Genomic DNA, 16,691 nt, shown 5'->3' on the forward strand with positions numbered 1-16,691 from the left:
CACTACGAGATCATGCCCGGACGGCGGCCCCTCTTTGCAGGGTGGAGACGTCTGCGGCTGGGCGGAGGAGGTGAGGACACATGGGGACCAAGGAAGACGTTCGTTCGCGGCTGAACATCGCGGAAGTCGTCGGTGAGTACGTGCGCCTCACCCCCGCCGGGAAGGGCCGCATGAAGGGCCTGTGTCCGTTCCACAACGAGAAGAGCCCCAGCTTTCAGGTGGACACCGATCAGGGCTACTTCTACTGCTTCGGCTGCAAGGCGGGCGGCGACGTGTTCAGCTTCGTGCAGCGCAGCGAGAACCTGAGCTTCGGCGACGCCCTGCGCAAGCTGGCCGAGCGCGTGGGCATTCAGGTGGAGGCCAAGTACGGCGAGCGCAGCAACCGCGACCTGTACGACGTGAACGCCTTCGCCCTGGCGTATTTCCGCGAGCACCTGCCCGGCCCGGCGCTGGACTACCTCCGGCGGCGCGGCCTGACCGACGAGACCATCGCCGCCTTCGAGCTGGGCTACGCCCCCGACGGCTGGGACGGCCTGCTCAAGCACGCCCGCACCAAGGGCCTGAGCGAACGTCAGCTGCTGGAGGCGGGCCTGCTCACCGAGAACGCCGAGAACGGGCGGGTATATGACCGCTTCCGGGGGCGGGTCATGTTCCCGATCCGTGATCACCTGGGCCGCCTGGTGGGTTTTGGCGGGCGCGTGCTGGACGACACCAAACCCAAATACCTGAACACCCCGGAAACCGACGCCTTCCGCAAGGGCGAGGTGCTGTACGGGCTGGACAAGGCGCGTGCGGGGCTGGGCAAACTGGAGACGGGCAAGGCGGAGGGCGGCGACAGCGACCTGATTGTGGTGGAAGGCTACATGGACGTGATCACCATGCACCAGCACGGCTTTACCGGGGCCGTCGCCAGCCTGGGAACCGCCCTGACCGCCGAGCACGCCACGCTGCTGGAGCGGCTGGGCGCCCGCAGCATCTCGCTGATGTTTGACCACGACGAGGCGGGCCTGAAGGCCATGCTGCGGGGTCTGGATCAGGTGCTGGGCGCGAAGTTTCGGGTGCGGGCCACCTCCGTCCCCAGCGGCAAGGACCCCGCCGACGCGCTGCTGGCCGGCGACGACGCGGGCATCCGGCAGGCGCTGGCCCAGGGCCTTGACGAGGTGCAGTACCGCGTACAGGCCGCCATCGAGACGCACGGCACCGCCACCGCCGAGGGCAAGAGGCGCATTCTGATGGAACTGCTGCCGCGCATGCAGAACCTCGATCCCCTGGACGAAATCGCCGAGGGCGTCAGGGGGGCCGCCTGCGAGACGCTGGGCATCAAGCCCGAGGCGCTGCTGGAATGGATCGGCTCCAAGGCCAAGCGGCGCACCCTGACCGACACCCACCTGGCCGGCATGAGCAGCGGGCGCGGCGAGGAGGAAAACGAGCTGAAGCTGCTGCGGCAGCTGCTGATCGATCCCAGCCTGCTGGCCAAGCTGGACGGCAGCACGCCTTGGCGCAACGAATCCATGCGCAAGGTGATGCTGGCCGTGCAGGGCGCGCAGAGTTCCGACGCGATTCTGGACGTGTTCCGGGGCCAGCCCGAGGAACAGCTGCTGATCCGCCTGCTGTTCGAGGGCCGCGACTCCGGCGGCCATTCGCGGGCCACCAACGATCAGTACGACCAGAAGGTGAACGCCTACGCTGCCGCCGCCGTGGACGACATCCAGGCCACCCTGAGCATCGACGCCATGCGCGCCGAGATCGGCCTGCTGAAAAAGCAGGTGGCTGGGGCCGCGCCCGCCGAGCAGCTGGGCATCTTGAAGCAGATCGGGGAGCTCCAGCGCGCAGTGGAAGCCGAGAACCGGGGCCGGCGCGGCATCGCGTAGGTCAGATGGGGGTGAAGGCTGGCAGACAGTCCACTTTCCAGTCCAGCAACCACCGCGACCCATAAAAATTCCCCCTCCAGAGCTGGAGAGGGAGGCAGGGCAGGTGTCTTGCGCTTACTTGCGGTCCTGCAATTTCACGTACTCCGCGTCCTTCTCGCCGGTGTAGACGCTGCTGGGGCGCAGCAGGCTGTTGTCGCGGCTGTACTCGATCACGCTGGCGCACCAGCCGCTGATGCGGGCCAGGGCGAAGATCGGGGTGAAGAACTCCTTCTTGATGCCCAGGTCGCTGTAGACCGTGCCGCTGTAGAAGTCCACGTTGGGGTAGATGCCTCGGTCCCCCAGACGGTCCACCACGGTCTTCTCGATGGTTTCGAGAATCTGGTAGTAGGTGCTCTTGCCTTCCTTGTTGGCCACAAGCTCAGCGTAGTCGCGCAGCACGCGGCTGCGGGGGTCAAAGTTCTTGTAGACGCGGTGCCCCACGCCCATGATCTTTTCCTTGTTGTCCAGCTTTTTGCCGATGTACGCTTCGGCCTTGTCGGGCGTGCCGACCTCGTCGAGCATGTCCATCACGGCCTCGTTGGCGCCGCCGTGCAGCGGGCCCTTCAGCGCGCCGATGGCCGAGGTGATGCACGAGTACAGGTCGCTGAGGGTGCTGGACGTGGCAATCGCCGTGAAGGTGCTGGCGTTCATGCCGTGATCGACGTGCAGCACCAGCGCGATGTCGAACAGGCGCGACTGCTCGGCGGTGGGCTCCTGACCGGTCAGCATGTACAGGAAGTTGCCCGCATGGGTCAGGTCCAGGCGCGGCGCCACCATGTCCTGCCCCTCCTGCGTGCGGCTGATGGCCGCGATGATGGTGCTGAACTGCGCGATCATCCGGATGGTGATGGCCCGCTGGGCTTCCGGGGTGATGTCTTCGGACTGCGCGTCAAGCAGGCCCAGGTAGGAAACGGCGGTCCGCAGCGCCTGCATGGGGTTGATGCCGCGCGGCATGTCCTGGATAACCTGCTGAAGCTGCTGCGGAATGGCGCGGTTTTCCTTGAGGTGCGCGTCGAACGCGGCCAGTTCGCTCGCCGTGGGCAGCTTGCCTTCCAGCAGGGCCAGCGACAGTTCCTCGAAGGTGCTGTTCTCGGCCCATTCCTGAATCGGAATACCCAGGTGCAGCAAAATGCCTTCCTCGCCGTTGATGAACGTCAGCTTGCTCTCGGTGAATTTAACGCCTGCCAGGCCCTTGGCGATTTCAGTCATGATAGCCGAGGATAGCACCGCCGCCCCCTGCGGTCAGACCCGCGTCACGTTCCTGAAGGGGTGACAACCTTGAGCGTGGCCCTACAATGCCCGGCGATGACTGCCCCTGCACAAGTGGTTCTGGCCCTGGACACCGCCACCCCCTGGCTGACGCTGGCCCTGCGCTGGGACGGCGGCGGGACGGCCCTCTCCAGGGAAGTGGGCCGGGCGCACGCCGAGGAATTGCCCGCCGCCACGCGCGACCTGTTCGCGCAGGCGGGCCTGCCCTTCCAGGCTGACGTGATCATCATCGGCACCGGCCCTGGCTCGTACACCGGCGTTCGTGTGGGCGCAAGCTACGCGCTGGGGCTGGGCCGGGTGTGGGCCGCACCGACCCTGGGCGTGTCCACCCTGGAAGGACTGGTGCGCGGCGACGGTCTGCAGGCCGTATCGCTGGACGCCCGCAAGGGCAACGTCTACGGCGCAGTCTACGAGGTCAGGGGCAGCGCAGTCGACGCCGTACGACACCCGCCCCAGAAACACAGCTTGGAAGCGTTCGAGAGGCTGGCTGGCCCATTGCCCCACCACCAGGGCGCAGCGCCGGACGGTCTGGCCCTGCTGGTAGCCGGACTGCGGCACGGGGCAGCGGACTGGGCGCTGGCCTACCTGTAGCGGCGTCCGTGGAAGGGGGTCAGCTGGTCGGCTGGCTGATGCCCTGCAGGGCCGTCTCGTCGGCGCCGGTCCGCGCGCGCACTGCCAGGTCGCCCAGACTGACGATGCCCACCACCCGGCTGCCCTCGGTGACGGGCAGGCGGCGCAGCTGGCGCTGGGACATCTCACGCGCGGCCTCGTCGACCTGGGTGTCGGCGGTCATGGTGAACACGTCGCCGGTGGCGTAGTCGCTGGCGGGCGTGCCGAAATCGTGGCCGTAGGCAACGGCGCGCACCACGATGTCGCGGTCCGTGATGATGCCGGTCAACTGATCGCCGTCCATGATCAGCACGTTGCCGATGCCCTGCTCCTTCATGTGCGTGGCCACCTCTTTGAGGGTGGCGCGGGTGTCCACAGTCGTCAGGTCCGGGGTCATGATGTCTCTGAGGGTTGTCATGGGTCACCCTAGCCTGCCAGCGTTGGGGAGCCATGGGGAGGCATTAAAGAAATGGAAAAGGGAGAGCGCCGCTGGCCTCTCCCCCACTTTCTGCAGCTTAGCCCCTAGCGCATCAGCCAGTCGAAGGCCGTCTTGACCAGGATGTTGCGGCTGCCAGGGGTCAGCCCCTCGAGGCCGAAGCCCATGTTGACGGTGCGGTAGCGGCCCGCGTCGTTGGCGACGATGGCCCCGGCGTTTTCCCCGGCGCTCTGGGCACTGACCCGGCCGCCGCGTGCAGGTTGACTGGCCTGGCTGTTGCCGAAAATCTGGCCCAGGGCCGCGCCGACAATCCTGCCGGCCAGCTGCTCAACCAGACCACGCGGGTCCTGCTGCTTCTGGGCGGCGCGGCCCCGGTTGGAATCCACCTTGATGCTCTGGGCGGTGATGGTACCGGCGTTGGCATTCGCGCTGCCCCACGAGGCAACGGTGGCGCTGCCGCCCAGATCGGCAATCACGTCGGGGTAGACCTGATTCTGGGCGCTGCCCGCCGCGTTGAGGGTAAAGGCGGTGTTGCCGAACGCCCCACTGGTCACGAACTTGGCGGTGCCACTGCTGTCGGCCACCAGCCGGGTCTTGAGGATGCTGCGGTAAAAGTCGCCCTCGCCGATGTCGTAGCCAATGTCCTGGCCAGTCACCAGCAACCGGCCACCCGCAGCAAGGTACTGGCGCAGGGTGTTCTGATCACTGGCCGTGATGGTGTTCTGGTACTGCTCGCCGCTAGCCCAGACCACGATGTCGGCCTTGCGCATCTCGCTCAGGGGCACGGCGCCCTGCGCCTGCACATTCCACACGAAGGCGCCGCCGCTGGCCGCGTTGGCCTTGAGGGCGTCGCGCAGCGCGCTGGTCACGTCCGCGCCCACGCCCATGTCGTCATCCACGAGCAGCACGCGGGGCTTGCCCGCACTGGGTGCCGGTGCGGGGGCCGGAGCAGGCGTGGGGGCCGGGGTGGGCCGCGGCGCCGGAACCGAGGCGCCCGGCACCGGCTTGATAAAGCAGCCCTTGAATTTGCCGGGAGCCGGGTCGCGGCCCCACTCGGCCACGGTGCAGTTGAAGCCGTCGGTGCCGGTGCCGGTGGCGTACTGGCCCTCGGTGCCGAAGGCGGCCAGCCGCTGCCCGCTGAAGTTGCACTTCTGGCCTTCCACGGCGCACAGGTCGTAGCCGGCGGGTCCGGTGGGGGTCTTGTTGCCGCTGGGCGGAGGGGTGGGGGTGGGCTTGGGCGCGGGCGGTGGGGTGGGCGTGGGGGCAGGGGGCGGCGTCGGCGTCGGCGTGGGGGCCGGTGGTGGTGTTGGCGTGGGGGCAGGAGCCGGAGTGGGCTTGGGCGCCGGGGCCGGGGTGGGCGCGGGCGGTGGGGTGGGGGCAGGCGCCGGAGCGGGCGCGGGGGTCGGCTTCGGGGCCGGGGCAGGCGAGCCCACACTGGCCCCCAGCTTGCCCAGGGCGCCAGGCACGCTGATCAGGCCAAAGCCCACGTTGTTGTTCTTTGCCCCGGCGTTGCTGGCGCTGGTGTATAGCGCATTCTTGATGGCGTCCACGCTGCTGCCCGGCTTGGCCGAGAGCAGCAGGGCGACTGCGCCCGCCGTGATGGGGCTGGCCTGCGAACTGCCGCTCTTGGCCCCGTACTTGTTGCCGGGAATGGCGCTGGTGATGTCCTGCCCCGGCGCGGCGATGTCCGGCTTGGTAAAGACGCCGCTGATCCTGCCGCTCCAGGCCACCGGGCCACGGCTGCTGAAGCTGGCCACGTTACCGCTCTGGTCCACCGCGCCCACGCCAATGGCGTCGGGCAGGTTGCCGGGGCTGCCGGTGCTGCTGCTGGCCGGGCCGAAGTTGCCGATGGCGAACACCGGAACCACGTTTGCCTTGAGCATGTTCTCCACCGGCACGATGAACTCATCGAAGGTGCCGGGAATACCCAGGCTCATGTTCACCACGTCGGCGCCGTCGTCGGTGTCGGCGTTGTTGTCGGGGTCCAGCACGTACTGCATCCCGGCAATCACCTGGGCAAAGGTGCCCTCGTTGTTGGGCAGCACCAGCGCGCTGATTACCCGCGCGCTGGGAGCCACGCCCACCGTGTCCCCCACCAGCAGTCCCGCCGTGTGGGTGCCGTGATCGGTGCTATCGTGCACCGAGCTGCTCTTGCGGTTGCCCTCGCCGTCGAACTCGGCAAATGAGGCAATCTTGCCGGCCAGCTGCGGGTGGCTGGGGTCAATGCCGCTGTCCAGGTGCCCGATCTTGATGCCCTGGCCCTTGAACCCGGCGGCCCAGGCCTGCGGCGCGCCGATCTTGGCCAGATGCCACGGCTCTCCGGCGGCGGCGGCCGAGGCGCTCAGGGCCACGGCCCGCTGCGGCTTGGGAATCTGCACCTTGAAGTTCTCGAACACGTCGGTCACGAAGGGCAGCGCGGCCAGGGCGCGGGCCTGCACCGGGGTCAACGGCAGGTACACACTCTGGTCCAGCCACAGCGAGGTGGCCTGACCGCTCTTAATCGCGCTGGCCAGAAAACCCGCCGCCGAGCCGAGCTGATCGAGACGCCCGTTAAGCTGTGAGCGCAGGTTCTTGAGCTGGGCACGGCCCCGCGCGTCGTTGCCGAACTGGAAGCGCACAATCACGCCCACCTTGCTCTGGTCACCGCGCTTGGCCCGCTCCAGCAGGGTGGGCGACAGGCCCGCCGCGCCTGCCGAGGAGAGGGACAGGCCGCCCATCAGCAGGGCCGCCCCCAGTAACAGGCTGTTTTTCTTTGTGGGCATCTTCATGGGGATCAGCGTATCCGTCCGCCCATGACGGCCCCTGAAGGGTGCGTGAGGAAACCTTAAAGTGCCGTCAGGGCTGCGTCAGCCTGGCGCGCAGGACTTCGGAGGCGTCCGGGACTGCGCAGCCCGCCGGCCCGGCGCCCGTGCCGGGCCATTTGCCCGCTCTTGGCCCTTTGCTGAGACAGCGGTAGGGGGGGGTGCTCAGCGGTCGTAGCCGATGATGATCTCGCCCTCGGTCAACCTGCGGTTGATCATGCTGGTGCGGCTGTAATTCAGGATGATCAGGCCGCTTTCCAGTTCCAGCAGGTTGAGGGTCGCCTTGACGCCGTTGCCGGCGGTGGCGTCGCTGCCCAGCAGTTTCCACTGAAATCCGTTTCTGACCGGCAACACCCGGTCGGGGGCGGTACTGGGCACCACCAGGGTTGGCAGGGCGCTGTATCCCTCCGGGCCGCGCAGCTCGCCGGTTCGCAGATTGATACTCAGGCCGTCCAGCACGTTGTTGAGCCCTGGCGTGTTGCCGAACAGCACGCGGTTCGAATCCCGCAGCAGCCCCAGCCTGACGGTCTTGCTGGTGGAAACCAGCACCTCCTGGAAGACCAGATAGCGCCGGTAGTCTTCCTCGGAGATGCCCAGCCGGGGGTCATAGGGAGCGCGGACGCCGCGGCTGGCGCTGACAATCACCTGATACAGCGCCTCGGGGCTGCCGCCCACCCGCTCCACCCGCATCCGCAGATCGATGGTGGACAGGCTGGGCCGCTTCTCCATCACCGTGACCACCTGCCCTGACAGCGGCAGCAGGCCCGCGAGTCGGGTTAATCCGCCTCCGGTGAGAGGCGGCGCAACCTCGGATTTCGCGGCGGCCCCCAGGGACGCCACAAGCAGGAGAAATGAGAGAGAACGCGCCGCCTTCATAGCATGGTCGAGCATAGGGCCAGCGGGTGAGAATTCCCGTGTGGAACGCTCACCTGCCAATCAGCCGCCGCGCCCGTTTCAGTACAGGATGCCGCCTTCGTCACAGGCCCAGAAACACAGCCAGCGGGAGCTGGGATGGGCCCAACGGGAAGGGGCGGACCCAGCTGGCCCGCCCCCTTCGTGAGTGCTGCGCTCAGGCCTTACCGACGCTGCCCAGCACGCCCATCTTGTGCTCGATGATCTGCGACATCACTTCTCTGGCGCGGCCAAAGATCTTGCGCGGATCGAATTCCTTGGGCGTCGCCAGCAGCACCTCGCGGATGCCAACGGTGCTGGCCAGACGCAGGTCCGTGTCCACGTTGACCTTGGCGATGCCGAACTGCGTGGCCCGCTGCAGGTCCTCGTCCGCAATCCCTGCCGCGTCACCGATCTCGCCGCCGGCGGCGCGGAAGCGTTCCACGATTTCCTGCGGCACGCCGCTGGAGCCGTGGGCGACCAGGGGAATGCCGGTCATGCCCGCGATCTTCTCGATGCGCGCGTGATCGATGTAGGGGCGGCCCTTGCCCTTGAACGCGCCGTGGCTGGTGCCGATGGCAATCGCCAGGAAATCGGTGCCGGTCTGCTCGATGAACTGCACGGCTTCCTCGGGATCGGTCAGGAAGGCGTCCTTCTCGTCCACAACGATGTGCTCCTCAATGCCGCCCAGACGGCCCAGCTCGGACTCCACGCTGATGCCCATGGCGTGCGCGGCCTCCACCACCCGGCGGGTTTCCCGGACGTTGCCCTCAAAATCGTGGTGCGAGGCGTCGATCATGACGCTGGTAAAGCCCATGCGGATGGCATTCAGGGCCGACTCGTAGGAGGAGCCGTGGTCCAGATGCAGGGCAACGGGCACGGTGGCCCGCTCGGCCAAGTCACGGACGATGTTCGCCAGATCCTGCCCGCCGTACTTGATGGCGCCCTCGCTCATCTGCACCATCACCGGGCTGCGCAGCCGCTCGGCGGTGTGGATGATCGCCTGCGTGATCTCCATGTTGTTGGTGTTGAACGAGCCGACGCCGTACTTGCCAGCGCGGGCGGGAACCAGAATGTCTTTGCCGGTCACGAGCATGGTTGCCTCCTTTATAAGCCCCTCTACTGTAACGGCCTGACCGGAAAAGAGGCCAGCACGTTTGGACACGGTAAGGGGACACGGGCTGGAGGCCCGGTTGGGAGGCACAGGCACAGCCTGGCCCCCCGGAGCTGGCCGCCGGCCCCGGCGTAGCATGACGGCCATGACCCCCGCCCACCCTGGCCCCGACTTCACGGCCCTGTTCTCGGACCGCGCGCGGCGCATGAACGCCAGCGCCATCCGCGAGATTCTGAAGGTCACGCAGCAGCCGGACGTGATCAGTTTTGCCGGGGGCCTGCCTGCGCCGGAACTGTTTCCCCTGGAGGACGTCCGGCGGGCCACCGACGCCGCGCTGACGCGCTACGGTTCCGCCGCGCTGCAATACAGCACCACCGAGGGCCACCCGCCGCTGCGCGAATGGCTTGGCCGCCGGGCCGGGATTCCCGCCGCCAACGTGCAGATCGTGACCGGCAGCCAGCAGGCGCTGGACCTGCTGGGCAAGATCCTGATTTCGGAGGGCGACACCGTGCTGGTGGAAGCCCCCACCTACCTGGGCGCGTTGCAGTCCTTCCAGCCCTACGGTCCCCGCTACGTCCAGCTGCCCACCGACGACGGCGGCATCGACGTGGACGCACTGGAAACCATCCTCAGGACCACGCCGGCCAAACTGCTGTACGCCGTGCCCAACTTCCAGAACCCCACCGGCCGCACCCTGAACGCGGAGCGCCGCCGCCGACTGGTGGAACTGACCGGACAGCACGGCGTGCTGGTCATCGAGGACGATCCCTACGGCCAGCTGCGCTTTTCCGGCGAGGCCGCCCCCAGCCTGTACACGCTGGGGCTGGAGTATGCCGGGAGCGTGGACGCCAATCACATCATCTACTGCTCCAGCTTTTCCAAGACGCTGGTGCCGGGCCTGCGCGACGCCTGGGTGCAGGCCGCCGCCCCGATCATCGCCAAGCTGGTGCAGGCCAAGCAGGGGGCGGACCTGCACACGCCCACGCTGAACCAGATGATCGTCACCGAACTGCTGGACGACGTGTTGCCGCGCCAGATCGAGACCGTGCGCCGGGCGTACGGCGAGCGGGCCGCAGTTATGCTGACGCACATCGAACAGGAATTTCCCGGCGGCGTGGGCTATACCACCCCCGAGGGCGGCATGTTCCTGTGGATCACGCTGCCCCAGGGCCTCGACAGCACACGGATGCTCCAGCGTGCCCTCGACCGCAACGTGGCCTACGTGCCGGGCAGCCCGTTCTTTGCGCTGGGCGGCGGCGAGAACACCCTGCGCCTGAGCTACAGCAGCGCCACCCCGGGGCAGATCGAACGCGGCATCGCGGCCCTCGGGGAAACGATCCGCGAGGCGCTGGACTGATGGGTAACGCGACAGAAGCCGTGCTGCCCGAGCTTCTGGCCGAACGGCGGCGACAGGCCGCCCGCTGGGGCCAGACGGACCACGCTCCGTCCACCAGGCTGATGGTACTGGCCCAGGAGGTGGGCGCGGCGAACCAGGCCCTGCTCGAGCACCTGTTTCCGGGGGACGACAGGCAGCCCCGCGTGCGGGGGCTGCGCGGCCTGGACGATTACCGCCGGGAACCCCTTCAGGCCGCAGGCGCGGCTGACTTATCATCCTCAGCATGAGTCGCGCGGCCCCCATCGGAGTGTTCGACAGCGGCGTCGGCGGCCTGAGCGTGCTGGCCGAGTTGCGCCGGGCGCTGCCCCACGAGGACTTCGTGTATCTCGGCGACACCGCCCACCTGCCCTACGGGGCGCGGCCCGGCGAGGAAATCCGCGAGTTGACCGGGCGGGCCGTGGCCGACCTGCACGCACGCGGGGTGGGGGCGGTGGTGGTGGCATGCAACACGGCCTCCGCGTACAGTCTGGAACACCTGCGCGCCCGCTTCGAGATGCCGATCATCGGGCTGGTGCCTGCCCTCAAACCCGCTGTGGCGGCCACCAGAACGGGCGTGGTGGGCGTCCTCGCCACCCCCGGCACGCTGCGCGGCACGCTGCTTCAGGACGTGATCCACACCTTCGCTGAGCCGGCCGGCGTACGCGTGCTGACCGCCGTGAGCGCCGAACTGGTGCCGCTGGTGGAGGCCGGACAGGCCGACGGGGAACAGACGCGGGCAGTACTGCGCGAGGTGCTGGCACCCCTTGTCGAGGCGGGGGCGGATCAGCTGGTGCTGGGCTGCACGCATTACCCGTTTCTGGCAGGCAGCATCCGGGCCGAGTTCGGCGACACCTTTGCCCTGCTGGACAGCGGAGCGGCGGTGGCCCGGCACACCCGCAACGTGCTGCACCACGCGGGCCTGCTGGGTGACCGACAGGAGCGGGGCAAGGTGGCCTACCTCGTGACCGGTGACGTGGATGCCGCCCGCCCGGTGTTTGACGCACTCAGCGCAGACCGGGCCGAACCGCTGCATCTGGCCGGCACCGGGGGGTAAGCTGCGGGCCATGTCGTCTGCTTCCGGCCTCCATAAACTTCCCCCCCGTGAGGGACGTGACCTCCTGCACCCCCGCCCTCTGTCGGTGCGGCGCGGCGTCAATCCGTACGCGCCGGGCAGCGCCCAGTTGCGGCTGGGGCGCACCGAGATCCTGGCGACGGTCACGCTGGAAGACAAGCCCGCCCCGCACATGCGCGGCAAGAAGGAGGGCTGGCTGACTGCCGAGTACGCCATGCTGCCGCGCGCCACCCATGACCGGACACCCCGCGAGCGCGGCCTGCAAAACGGGCGGCGCCACGAGATTCAGCGCCTGCTGGGCCGGGCCCTGCGCGCCAGCATGGACCTGCGGCCCTTCCGGAATCAGACCATCTACGTGGACTGCGACGTGCTGGTGGCTGACGGCGGCACGCGGGTGGCCAGCATCCTGGCGGCGCACGCGGCCCTGCACGACTTCTGCGACCGGATGGTCAGAAATGGCACCCTCAGCGAGTGGCCGCTGCGGCACGCGGTGGGCGCAATCAGCGTGGGGTACGTGGGCGCGGAACTGCGTGTGGATCTCGACTACGCCGAGGACAGCACGGCGCGGGCCGACCTGAACGTGGTGGCCACCGACACGGGGCTGATCATCGAGGCGCAGGGCGGCGCGGAGGACGGCCCGCTGAGCGTGGCCGACTACGTGGCCCTGCTGGAAGCGGGCACGGCGGCGGTGCAGGGCGTGCTGGGCGACCTGGGGCGGCAGCTGGCCGCGCCGAACGTTTAGGGCGACGCGGGGCATGTCCCGGCCTGTCTTCATGGCGGCCCCCTTTCCGGCTGGCCCCCTGCGCTAAACTCCGGACATTCCCAAGGAGGATCACATGAGCGTAACGAAGTTTATCGGGCGGGCGCTGCTTGCCAGCATCTTTATCAAGAACGGCCTGGAGCATCTGCAGAACCCCGAACCCGTGGTGCGTGCCGCACGCGGGGCCGAGGTGCCGCAGCCCGATCTGGCCGTCAAGATCAACAGCGGCGTGATGGTCGGCGCGGGCGCGTTGCTGGCGCTGGGCGTGTTTCCCCGGCTGGCCGGCACTGCGCTGGCCACCAGCCTGATTCCCACCACCGTCGTCGGCCATCCGTTCTGGGACAAGCAGGGCAAGGAACGCGTGCAGCAACAGACCCAGTTTCTGAAGAATCTGGCGCTGTTCGGCGCGCTGATCTACATCAGTGGCCACGACTGAAGAGAAGGCAAACGTCCACGCAAGGCTGGGTAAGCGCCCAGCTTGCCCTCCCGCGTCTCCCGTTGCCTAGACTCACGGCATGACGAAAAATCCAGACGCCAGCACACCCGATGACCAGTCCAGGACTCGGCAGGGCGGCCTGCCCGACGGTCTGGGCAACGACATGAGCGAGCGCAGCGGGTACTACGACGAGTCCGAGACGGGCATGACCGACACGCCGATCGGGCAGTTGCGCGAGTCGCCCGACGCGGTGCCAGACCGCCCCAAGGACACCGACGACTCGGGCACAACGTTTGACGCGGATACCGGGACAGGCCGGCAGCCCTAGCAACGGACCGGAGGGGGAGGCGCGGGCGGCACTTTTGGCCCCCGCGCCTCCCTTTACACTGCGCGTTGCCATGCCCGCTTCTCCCCTGCCCCCCCACACCCTGTCCGTCGCCCCGATGATGGACTGGACGGACCGTCACTGCCGGGCTTTTCACCGCACGCTGACCCGCCGCACGCTGCTGTACACCGAGATGATCACCACGGGCGCGATCCTGCACGGGGACCGCGACCGGCACCTGTCGTTTGGCGAGGCCGAGCATCCGGTGGCCCTGCAACTGGGCGGCAGCGACGCGGCGGCGCTGGCCGAATGCGCCCGCATCGCCACGGGATACGGCTACGACGAGATCAACCTGAACTGCGGCTGCCCCAGTGACCGCGTCAGCAGCGGCTCCTTCGGCGCGTGCCTGATGGCCTCACCGGACGTGGTGGCCCGCGCAGTGGAGGCCATGCGCGGCGCGACCACGTTGCCGGTCACCGTCAAGCACCGCATCGGCATCGACGATCTGGACCGCTACGAACACCTGGCCCACTTTGTGCGGACAGTGGCGGCGGCCGGCTGCGAGACCATGATTGTCCACGCCCGCAAGGCGTGGCTGTCGGGCCTCTCGCCCAGGGAGAACCGGGAGATTCCACCGCTGCGCCACGACGTGGTGCGCCAGCTTAAAGCTGACTTTCCAGGGCTGACCATCGTCCTGAACGGCGGCCTGCTGACCCTGGAGGACGCGCAGAATGCCCTGGCCTGGGCCGACGGCGCGATGATCGGGCGGGCGGCCTATCACACGCCGTTTCTTCTGGCGGCGGCGGACCGCGACGTGTTTGGCGAAGCCGTGACGCCCCCCACCCGCCGCGAGGCTATCGAGGCGTTCCTGCCCCACGTGGCCGCCGAACTGGAAGGGGGACAACCCCTGAACCGCATGATGCGGCATACGCTGGGGCTGTTCGCCGGACAGCCCGGAGCACGGCACTGGAAACGGACCCTCAGCGAGCAGGGGCACAAGCCAGGCGCAGGCCTGCCGGTGGTGCGCGAGGCGCTGGCGGGTGTGCCGAACGGGGTGCTGGACGCTCGCCCCGGCACGCCGGAGGGTCAGGAAACGCAGCCTGTGGCAGGCTAGCCTTCCGGCTACTTCAGCGTGACCGTGCCGCCAAAGGTGGCCGAGACATTGAATTGCTCGGGCAGCACCTCTTCGAAGCTGGCCAGGTTGCCCGACATGGCCGTGATCCAGCCCTCATAGGCCCCGGCAGGGACAGCGGCCCCCACCTGCAAGGTGGTTGGCAGCGCCGTGGCGTAGACCGAGACCGCCATCGGGTCGTCTGACTGGGCCGCCACCTGCCCGCGCAGGACCGGGCCGCTGCCCATCCGCTGACCGGCCAGTGAGGAGGTCTCCAAGCGGCGGTTCCCCACGTAGGCGTAGAGCCATCTGGAGTTCGCTGGAACCTCGCCAGAGAAAGTGACGTCCCGCCCGTTGCCGCTTGCCGTGGGTCCTTTTACAAAGTCCAGCACCGCTTCAGGCGCAGGCAGGGACGCCGTGGTTTCGTAGCTCACGCCGTTCTGGGGCAGGCTGGCCCGGTATTCCCCCGCCGGGTACTTTGAGGCGTCCGGCAAGGCCCACCAGCACGCCCGCTCTACCGCGTTCTGCGACAGCGCGCAGGTCAGGGTCTCGTTGCCAGGGGCCGTGACCGTGTACGTCGAGGCCTGGGCCTCCCCACTTTCCGGGCGGTACCGGACGGCGACAAAGCGCCCCGGCGTGGCTCCGGCAGGCTGGAGGTTCCACACGTAGGTTCCCACCGCCAGTTCCAGACCGTAGGTCGAGACCGCCAGGGCGGCCTGCCGGCCATCCGCGCTGGCCGTGAGTACCACCGGGCGGTCCGTAGCCGTCAGGCGTTTGACCGTCAACTGGCCCTGGGCATCCACGGCGATCACGTCGGGCTGACTGGAGGTATACGTCGCTGTAGTGGGCAGAGCATTGCCACTGGGACCGCGCAACGTGGCCGTCAGGCTGGCCGGTGCACCGACGGCCAGCGATGTCTGGCCTGCCAGATCCAGCGTGGCAGAAGTTGATGGAGCGCCGCCACAGGCGCTGAGGACGGCGGTGAGAAACAGGGCAGCGGACAACAACACTCTGGGCATGCGGGCTCCTTGATTCCGCCCAGCATAGAGCGGTCCAGACGGTCCGCAGCACCCCAGCACCCCACCCACCCCGTTGGGGGGGAGGGCAGGTGAACCGGCCTCTGTCCTTCCAGCACAGAGAAGTGGACAGCCCATGCAGGAGCCGTCCACGACATTCAAAAAACCGAAGTCAAGCTTTCAGGCCACGAGGCTCAGGCCGCGCCCACCTTCTCGGCGATGATGCCCTCGATGTACCCCACGACGCTCTTGAGCGGTACACGCGTCAGCACGTCTTCCAGGAAGGCCGTGACCAGCATCTTCTCGGCCAGTTCCTGCCGGATGCCGCGCGAGCGCAGGAAGAACAGCTGCTCCTCATCCACCGGACCCGTGGTGCTGCCGTGGCTGCAACGCACGTCGTTGGCATTGATCTCCAGCTGCGGCACGCTGAAGTTGCGGGCCTCGCTGGACAGCATCAGCGTGCGGTGCTTCTGGTAGGCGTCGGTCTTCTGCGCGCCCAGATCCACCTTGATCATGCCGCTGAATACGCCCACGCTCTGATCGTCGCCCACGCCCTTGTACAGCAGATCGCTGTAGGCATTGGCGGCGGCGTGGTGCTGCAGGGTGTAGTGGTCAAAGTGCTGGTCCTCGTTGGCAAAGTACAGCGCCAGCATCTCGGAGTTGGACCCCTGACCCAGCAGGTGGCTCTGCATTTCCGTGCGGCTCAGGGTGCCGCCCATGGTGACCACCAGGCTGTTGAGGGTGGCGTCCCGGCCCACCTGACCGCGCTGGCGCTGGATGTGGGTCACGCCCTTGCCCCAGTTCTGAATGGACACGTAGCGCAGGCGGGCGCCGTCCTTGACCACCAGTTCCACCGCGCCAATCGCGTAGGTGCCGGGCAGCTCCTCGGAGTCCTGCTCGTCGATGAATGTGACCTGGGCGTTTTCCTCGGCCACCACCAGCGTGCGGGTCGCCGTGAAGGTGCCGGCCTCGCTCATCACGCGGAACGAGCCCAGCGGCAGGTCCACTTCCACGCCGCGCGGCACGTACACGAACGCGCCGTTGGTCCACAGGGCGGCGGCCAGCGCGGAGAACTTGCCCTCGCTGGGGTCGGGGGACTTGCTGGGGGTGGTGCCGGGAGCGGCGATGGTGGTGTCGTCCGGCACTTCAGCGGGGACCACGCTGTAGAGGTACTGCTGCACCTTGTCGGCGTGCTGCTCCACTGCGGTCTTGAGATCGGTGAAGATCACGCCCTTGGCGGTCAGTTCGGCAGGGAGTTCGGTGCGATAGACCACGTCCGGGCCGTCCAGCACCAGGAACGCGCCCACATCCGTACCCTTCAGGCGCTTTTGCACGCTGGCGGGCAGCCTGGAAATGTCGGAAACGACCTCGCGCTTGGGGTGGGGATGCAGCTGGCCGAAGTCCACGTTGACCTGGGTGTACTTCCAGGCCTCCACGCCGCTGTGCGGCACTTCCAGGGTGTCGAACAGTTCAAAGCTGGCCTTGCGCTTGGCGGTCAACCATTCGGGGCCGCTGTGCTGGGAGAGTTGTTCGCTGAGTTGGGTCATTGTTCCTCCTGAAGGTCAA

General features: G+C 68.0%; 16 protein-coding genes. 9 read left to right on the forward strand and 7 right to left on the reverse strand.

Annotated elements, in window-relative coordinates:
* Positions 1–80 precede the first annotated feature (80 nt).
* Positions 81–1,871: a DNA primase gene (gene dnaG, locus IEY31_RS00885; RefSeq protein ID WP_188968076.1), complete on the forward strand. Its 1,791-nt coding sequence runs from the start codon at positions 81–83 to the stop codon at positions 1,869–1,871.
* A 114-nt stretch (positions 1,872–1,985) separates the two neighbouring features.
* On the opposite strand, the gene IEY31_RS00890 is transcribed toward dnaG, so the two are convergent.
* The gene (locus tag IEY31_RS00890) at positions 1,986–3,119 is read right to left on the reverse strand and encodes a citrate/2-methylcitrate synthase (RefSeq protein ID WP_188968078.1); all 1,134 of its coding nucleotides are present in this window, start codon (positions 3,117–3,119) and stop codon (positions 1,986–1,988) included.
* A 96-nt stretch (positions 3,120–3,215) separates the two neighbouring features.
* Here IEY31_RS00890 and tsaB point away from each other — a divergent pair, with 96 nt between their 5' ends.
* The gene (tsaB, locus tag IEY31_RS00895) at positions 3,216–3,770 is read left to right on the forward strand and encodes a tRNA (adenosine(37)-N6)-threonylcarbamoyltransferase complex dimerization subunit type 1 TsaB (protein WP_188968080.1); all 555 of its coding nucleotides are present in this window, start codon (positions 3,216–3,218) and stop codon (positions 3,768–3,770) included.
* 19 nt (positions 3,771–3,789) lie between these two features.
* Here tsaB and IEY31_RS00900 read toward each other — a convergent pair whose 3' ends face one another.
* The 4 genes from IEY31_RS00900 to fba all read right to left on the reverse strand — a co-directional run bounded on the left by IEY31_RS00900 (position 3,790) and on the right by fba (position 9,012).
* Entirely contained in the window at positions 3,790–4,206 is a 417-nt protein-coding gene (locus tag IEY31_RS00900; protein WP_188968082.1) for a CBS domain-containing protein, read from the reverse strand.
* 104 nt (positions 4,207–4,310) lie between these two features.
* Complete coding sequence (locus IEY31_RS00905) at positions 4,311–6,986, reverse strand: S8 family peptidase (protein WP_188968773.1); 2,676 nt, start codon at positions 6,984–6,986, stop codon at positions 4,311–4,313.
* Between the two features lie 204 nt (positions 6,987–7,190).
* Positions 7,191–7,916, reverse strand: coding sequence for a hypothetical protein (locus IEY31_RS00910; protein WP_188968084.1), 726 nt, complete (start codon positions 7,914–7,916; stop codon positions 7,191–7,193).
* Between the two features lie 178 nt (positions 7,917–8,094).
* A complete protein-coding gene (gene fba, locus IEY31_RS00915) occupies positions 8,095–9,012 on the reverse strand; it encodes a class II fructose-1,6-bisphosphate aldolase (RefSeq protein ID WP_188968086.1) in 918 nt (305 codons plus the stop codon).
* Between the two features lie 163 nt (positions 9,013–9,175).
* Between fba and IEY31_RS00920 the strand changes: the two genes are divergently transcribed.
* The 7 genes from IEY31_RS00920 to dusA all read left to right on the forward strand — a co-directional run bounded on the left by IEY31_RS00920 (position 9,176) and on the right by dusA (position 14,112).
* The gene (locus tag IEY31_RS00920; RefSeq protein ID WP_229723232.1) at positions 9,176–10,387 is read left to right on the forward strand and encodes an aminotransferase-like domain-containing protein; all 1,212 of its coding nucleotides are present in this window, start codon (positions 9,176–9,178) and stop codon (positions 10,385–10,387) included.
* Entirely contained in the window at positions 10,387–10,653 is a 267-nt protein-coding gene (locus tag IEY31_RS00925) for a hypothetical protein (RefSeq protein WP_188968088.1), read from the forward strand. The genes IEY31_RS00920 and IEY31_RS00925 overlap by 1 nt, the downstream gene beginning before the upstream one ends.
* Positions 10,650–11,459, forward strand: coding sequence for a glutamate racemase (murI, locus tag IEY31_RS00930; protein ID WP_188968090.1), 810 nt, complete (start codon positions 10,650–10,652; stop codon positions 11,457–11,459). The genes IEY31_RS00925 and murI overlap by 4 nt, the downstream gene beginning before the upstream one ends.
* Before the next feature lie 10 nt (positions 11,460–11,469).
* The gene (rph, locus tag IEY31_RS00935) at positions 11,470–12,219 is read left to right on the forward strand and encodes a ribonuclease PH (protein ID WP_188968092.1); all 750 of its coding nucleotides are present in this window, start codon (positions 11,470–11,472) and stop codon (positions 12,217–12,219) included.
* 94 nt (positions 12,220–12,313) lie between these two features.
* Positions 12,314–12,673, forward strand: coding sequence for a DoxX family protein (locus IEY31_RS00940; protein WP_188968094.1), 360 nt, complete (start codon positions 12,314–12,316; stop codon positions 12,671–12,673).
* A gap of 79 nt (positions 12,674–12,752) precedes the next feature.
* Positions 12,753–13,001 carry a hypothetical protein gene (locus IEY31_RS00945; RefSeq protein ID WP_188968096.1) on the forward strand — a complete coding sequence of 83 codons (249 nt, stop codon included), beginning with the start codon at positions 12,753–12,755 and terminating at the stop codon, positions 12,999–13,001.
* Between the two features lie 70 nt (positions 13,002–13,071).
* Positions 13,072–14,112, forward strand: coding sequence for a tRNA dihydrouridine(20/20a) synthase DusA (dusA, locus tag IEY31_RS00950; RefSeq protein WP_188968098.1), 1,041 nt, complete (start codon positions 13,072–13,074; stop codon positions 14,110–14,112).
* Between the two features lie 8 nt (positions 14,113–14,120).
* On the opposite strand, the gene IEY31_RS00955 is transcribed toward dusA, so the two are convergent.
* Complete coding sequence (locus tag IEY31_RS00955) at positions 14,121–15,128, reverse strand: hypothetical protein (protein WP_188968100.1); 1,008 nt, start codon at positions 15,126–15,128, stop codon at positions 14,121–14,123.
* Between the two features lie 191 nt (positions 15,129–15,319).
* On the reverse strand, positions 15,320–16,672 hold the full coding sequence (gene sufD, locus IEY31_RS00960) for a Fe-S cluster assembly protein SufD (RefSeq protein WP_188968102.1): 1,353 nt from the start codon (positions 16,670–16,672) through the stop codon (positions 15,320–15,322).
* Positions 16,673–16,691 lie beyond the last annotated feature (19 nt).

Origin of the sequence: Deinococcus aerolatus, assembly GCF_014647055.1 — a bacterium.
Classification (GTDB): domain Bacteria; phylum Deinococcota; class Deinococci; order Deinococcales; family Deinococcaceae; genus Deinococcus; species Deinococcus aerolatus.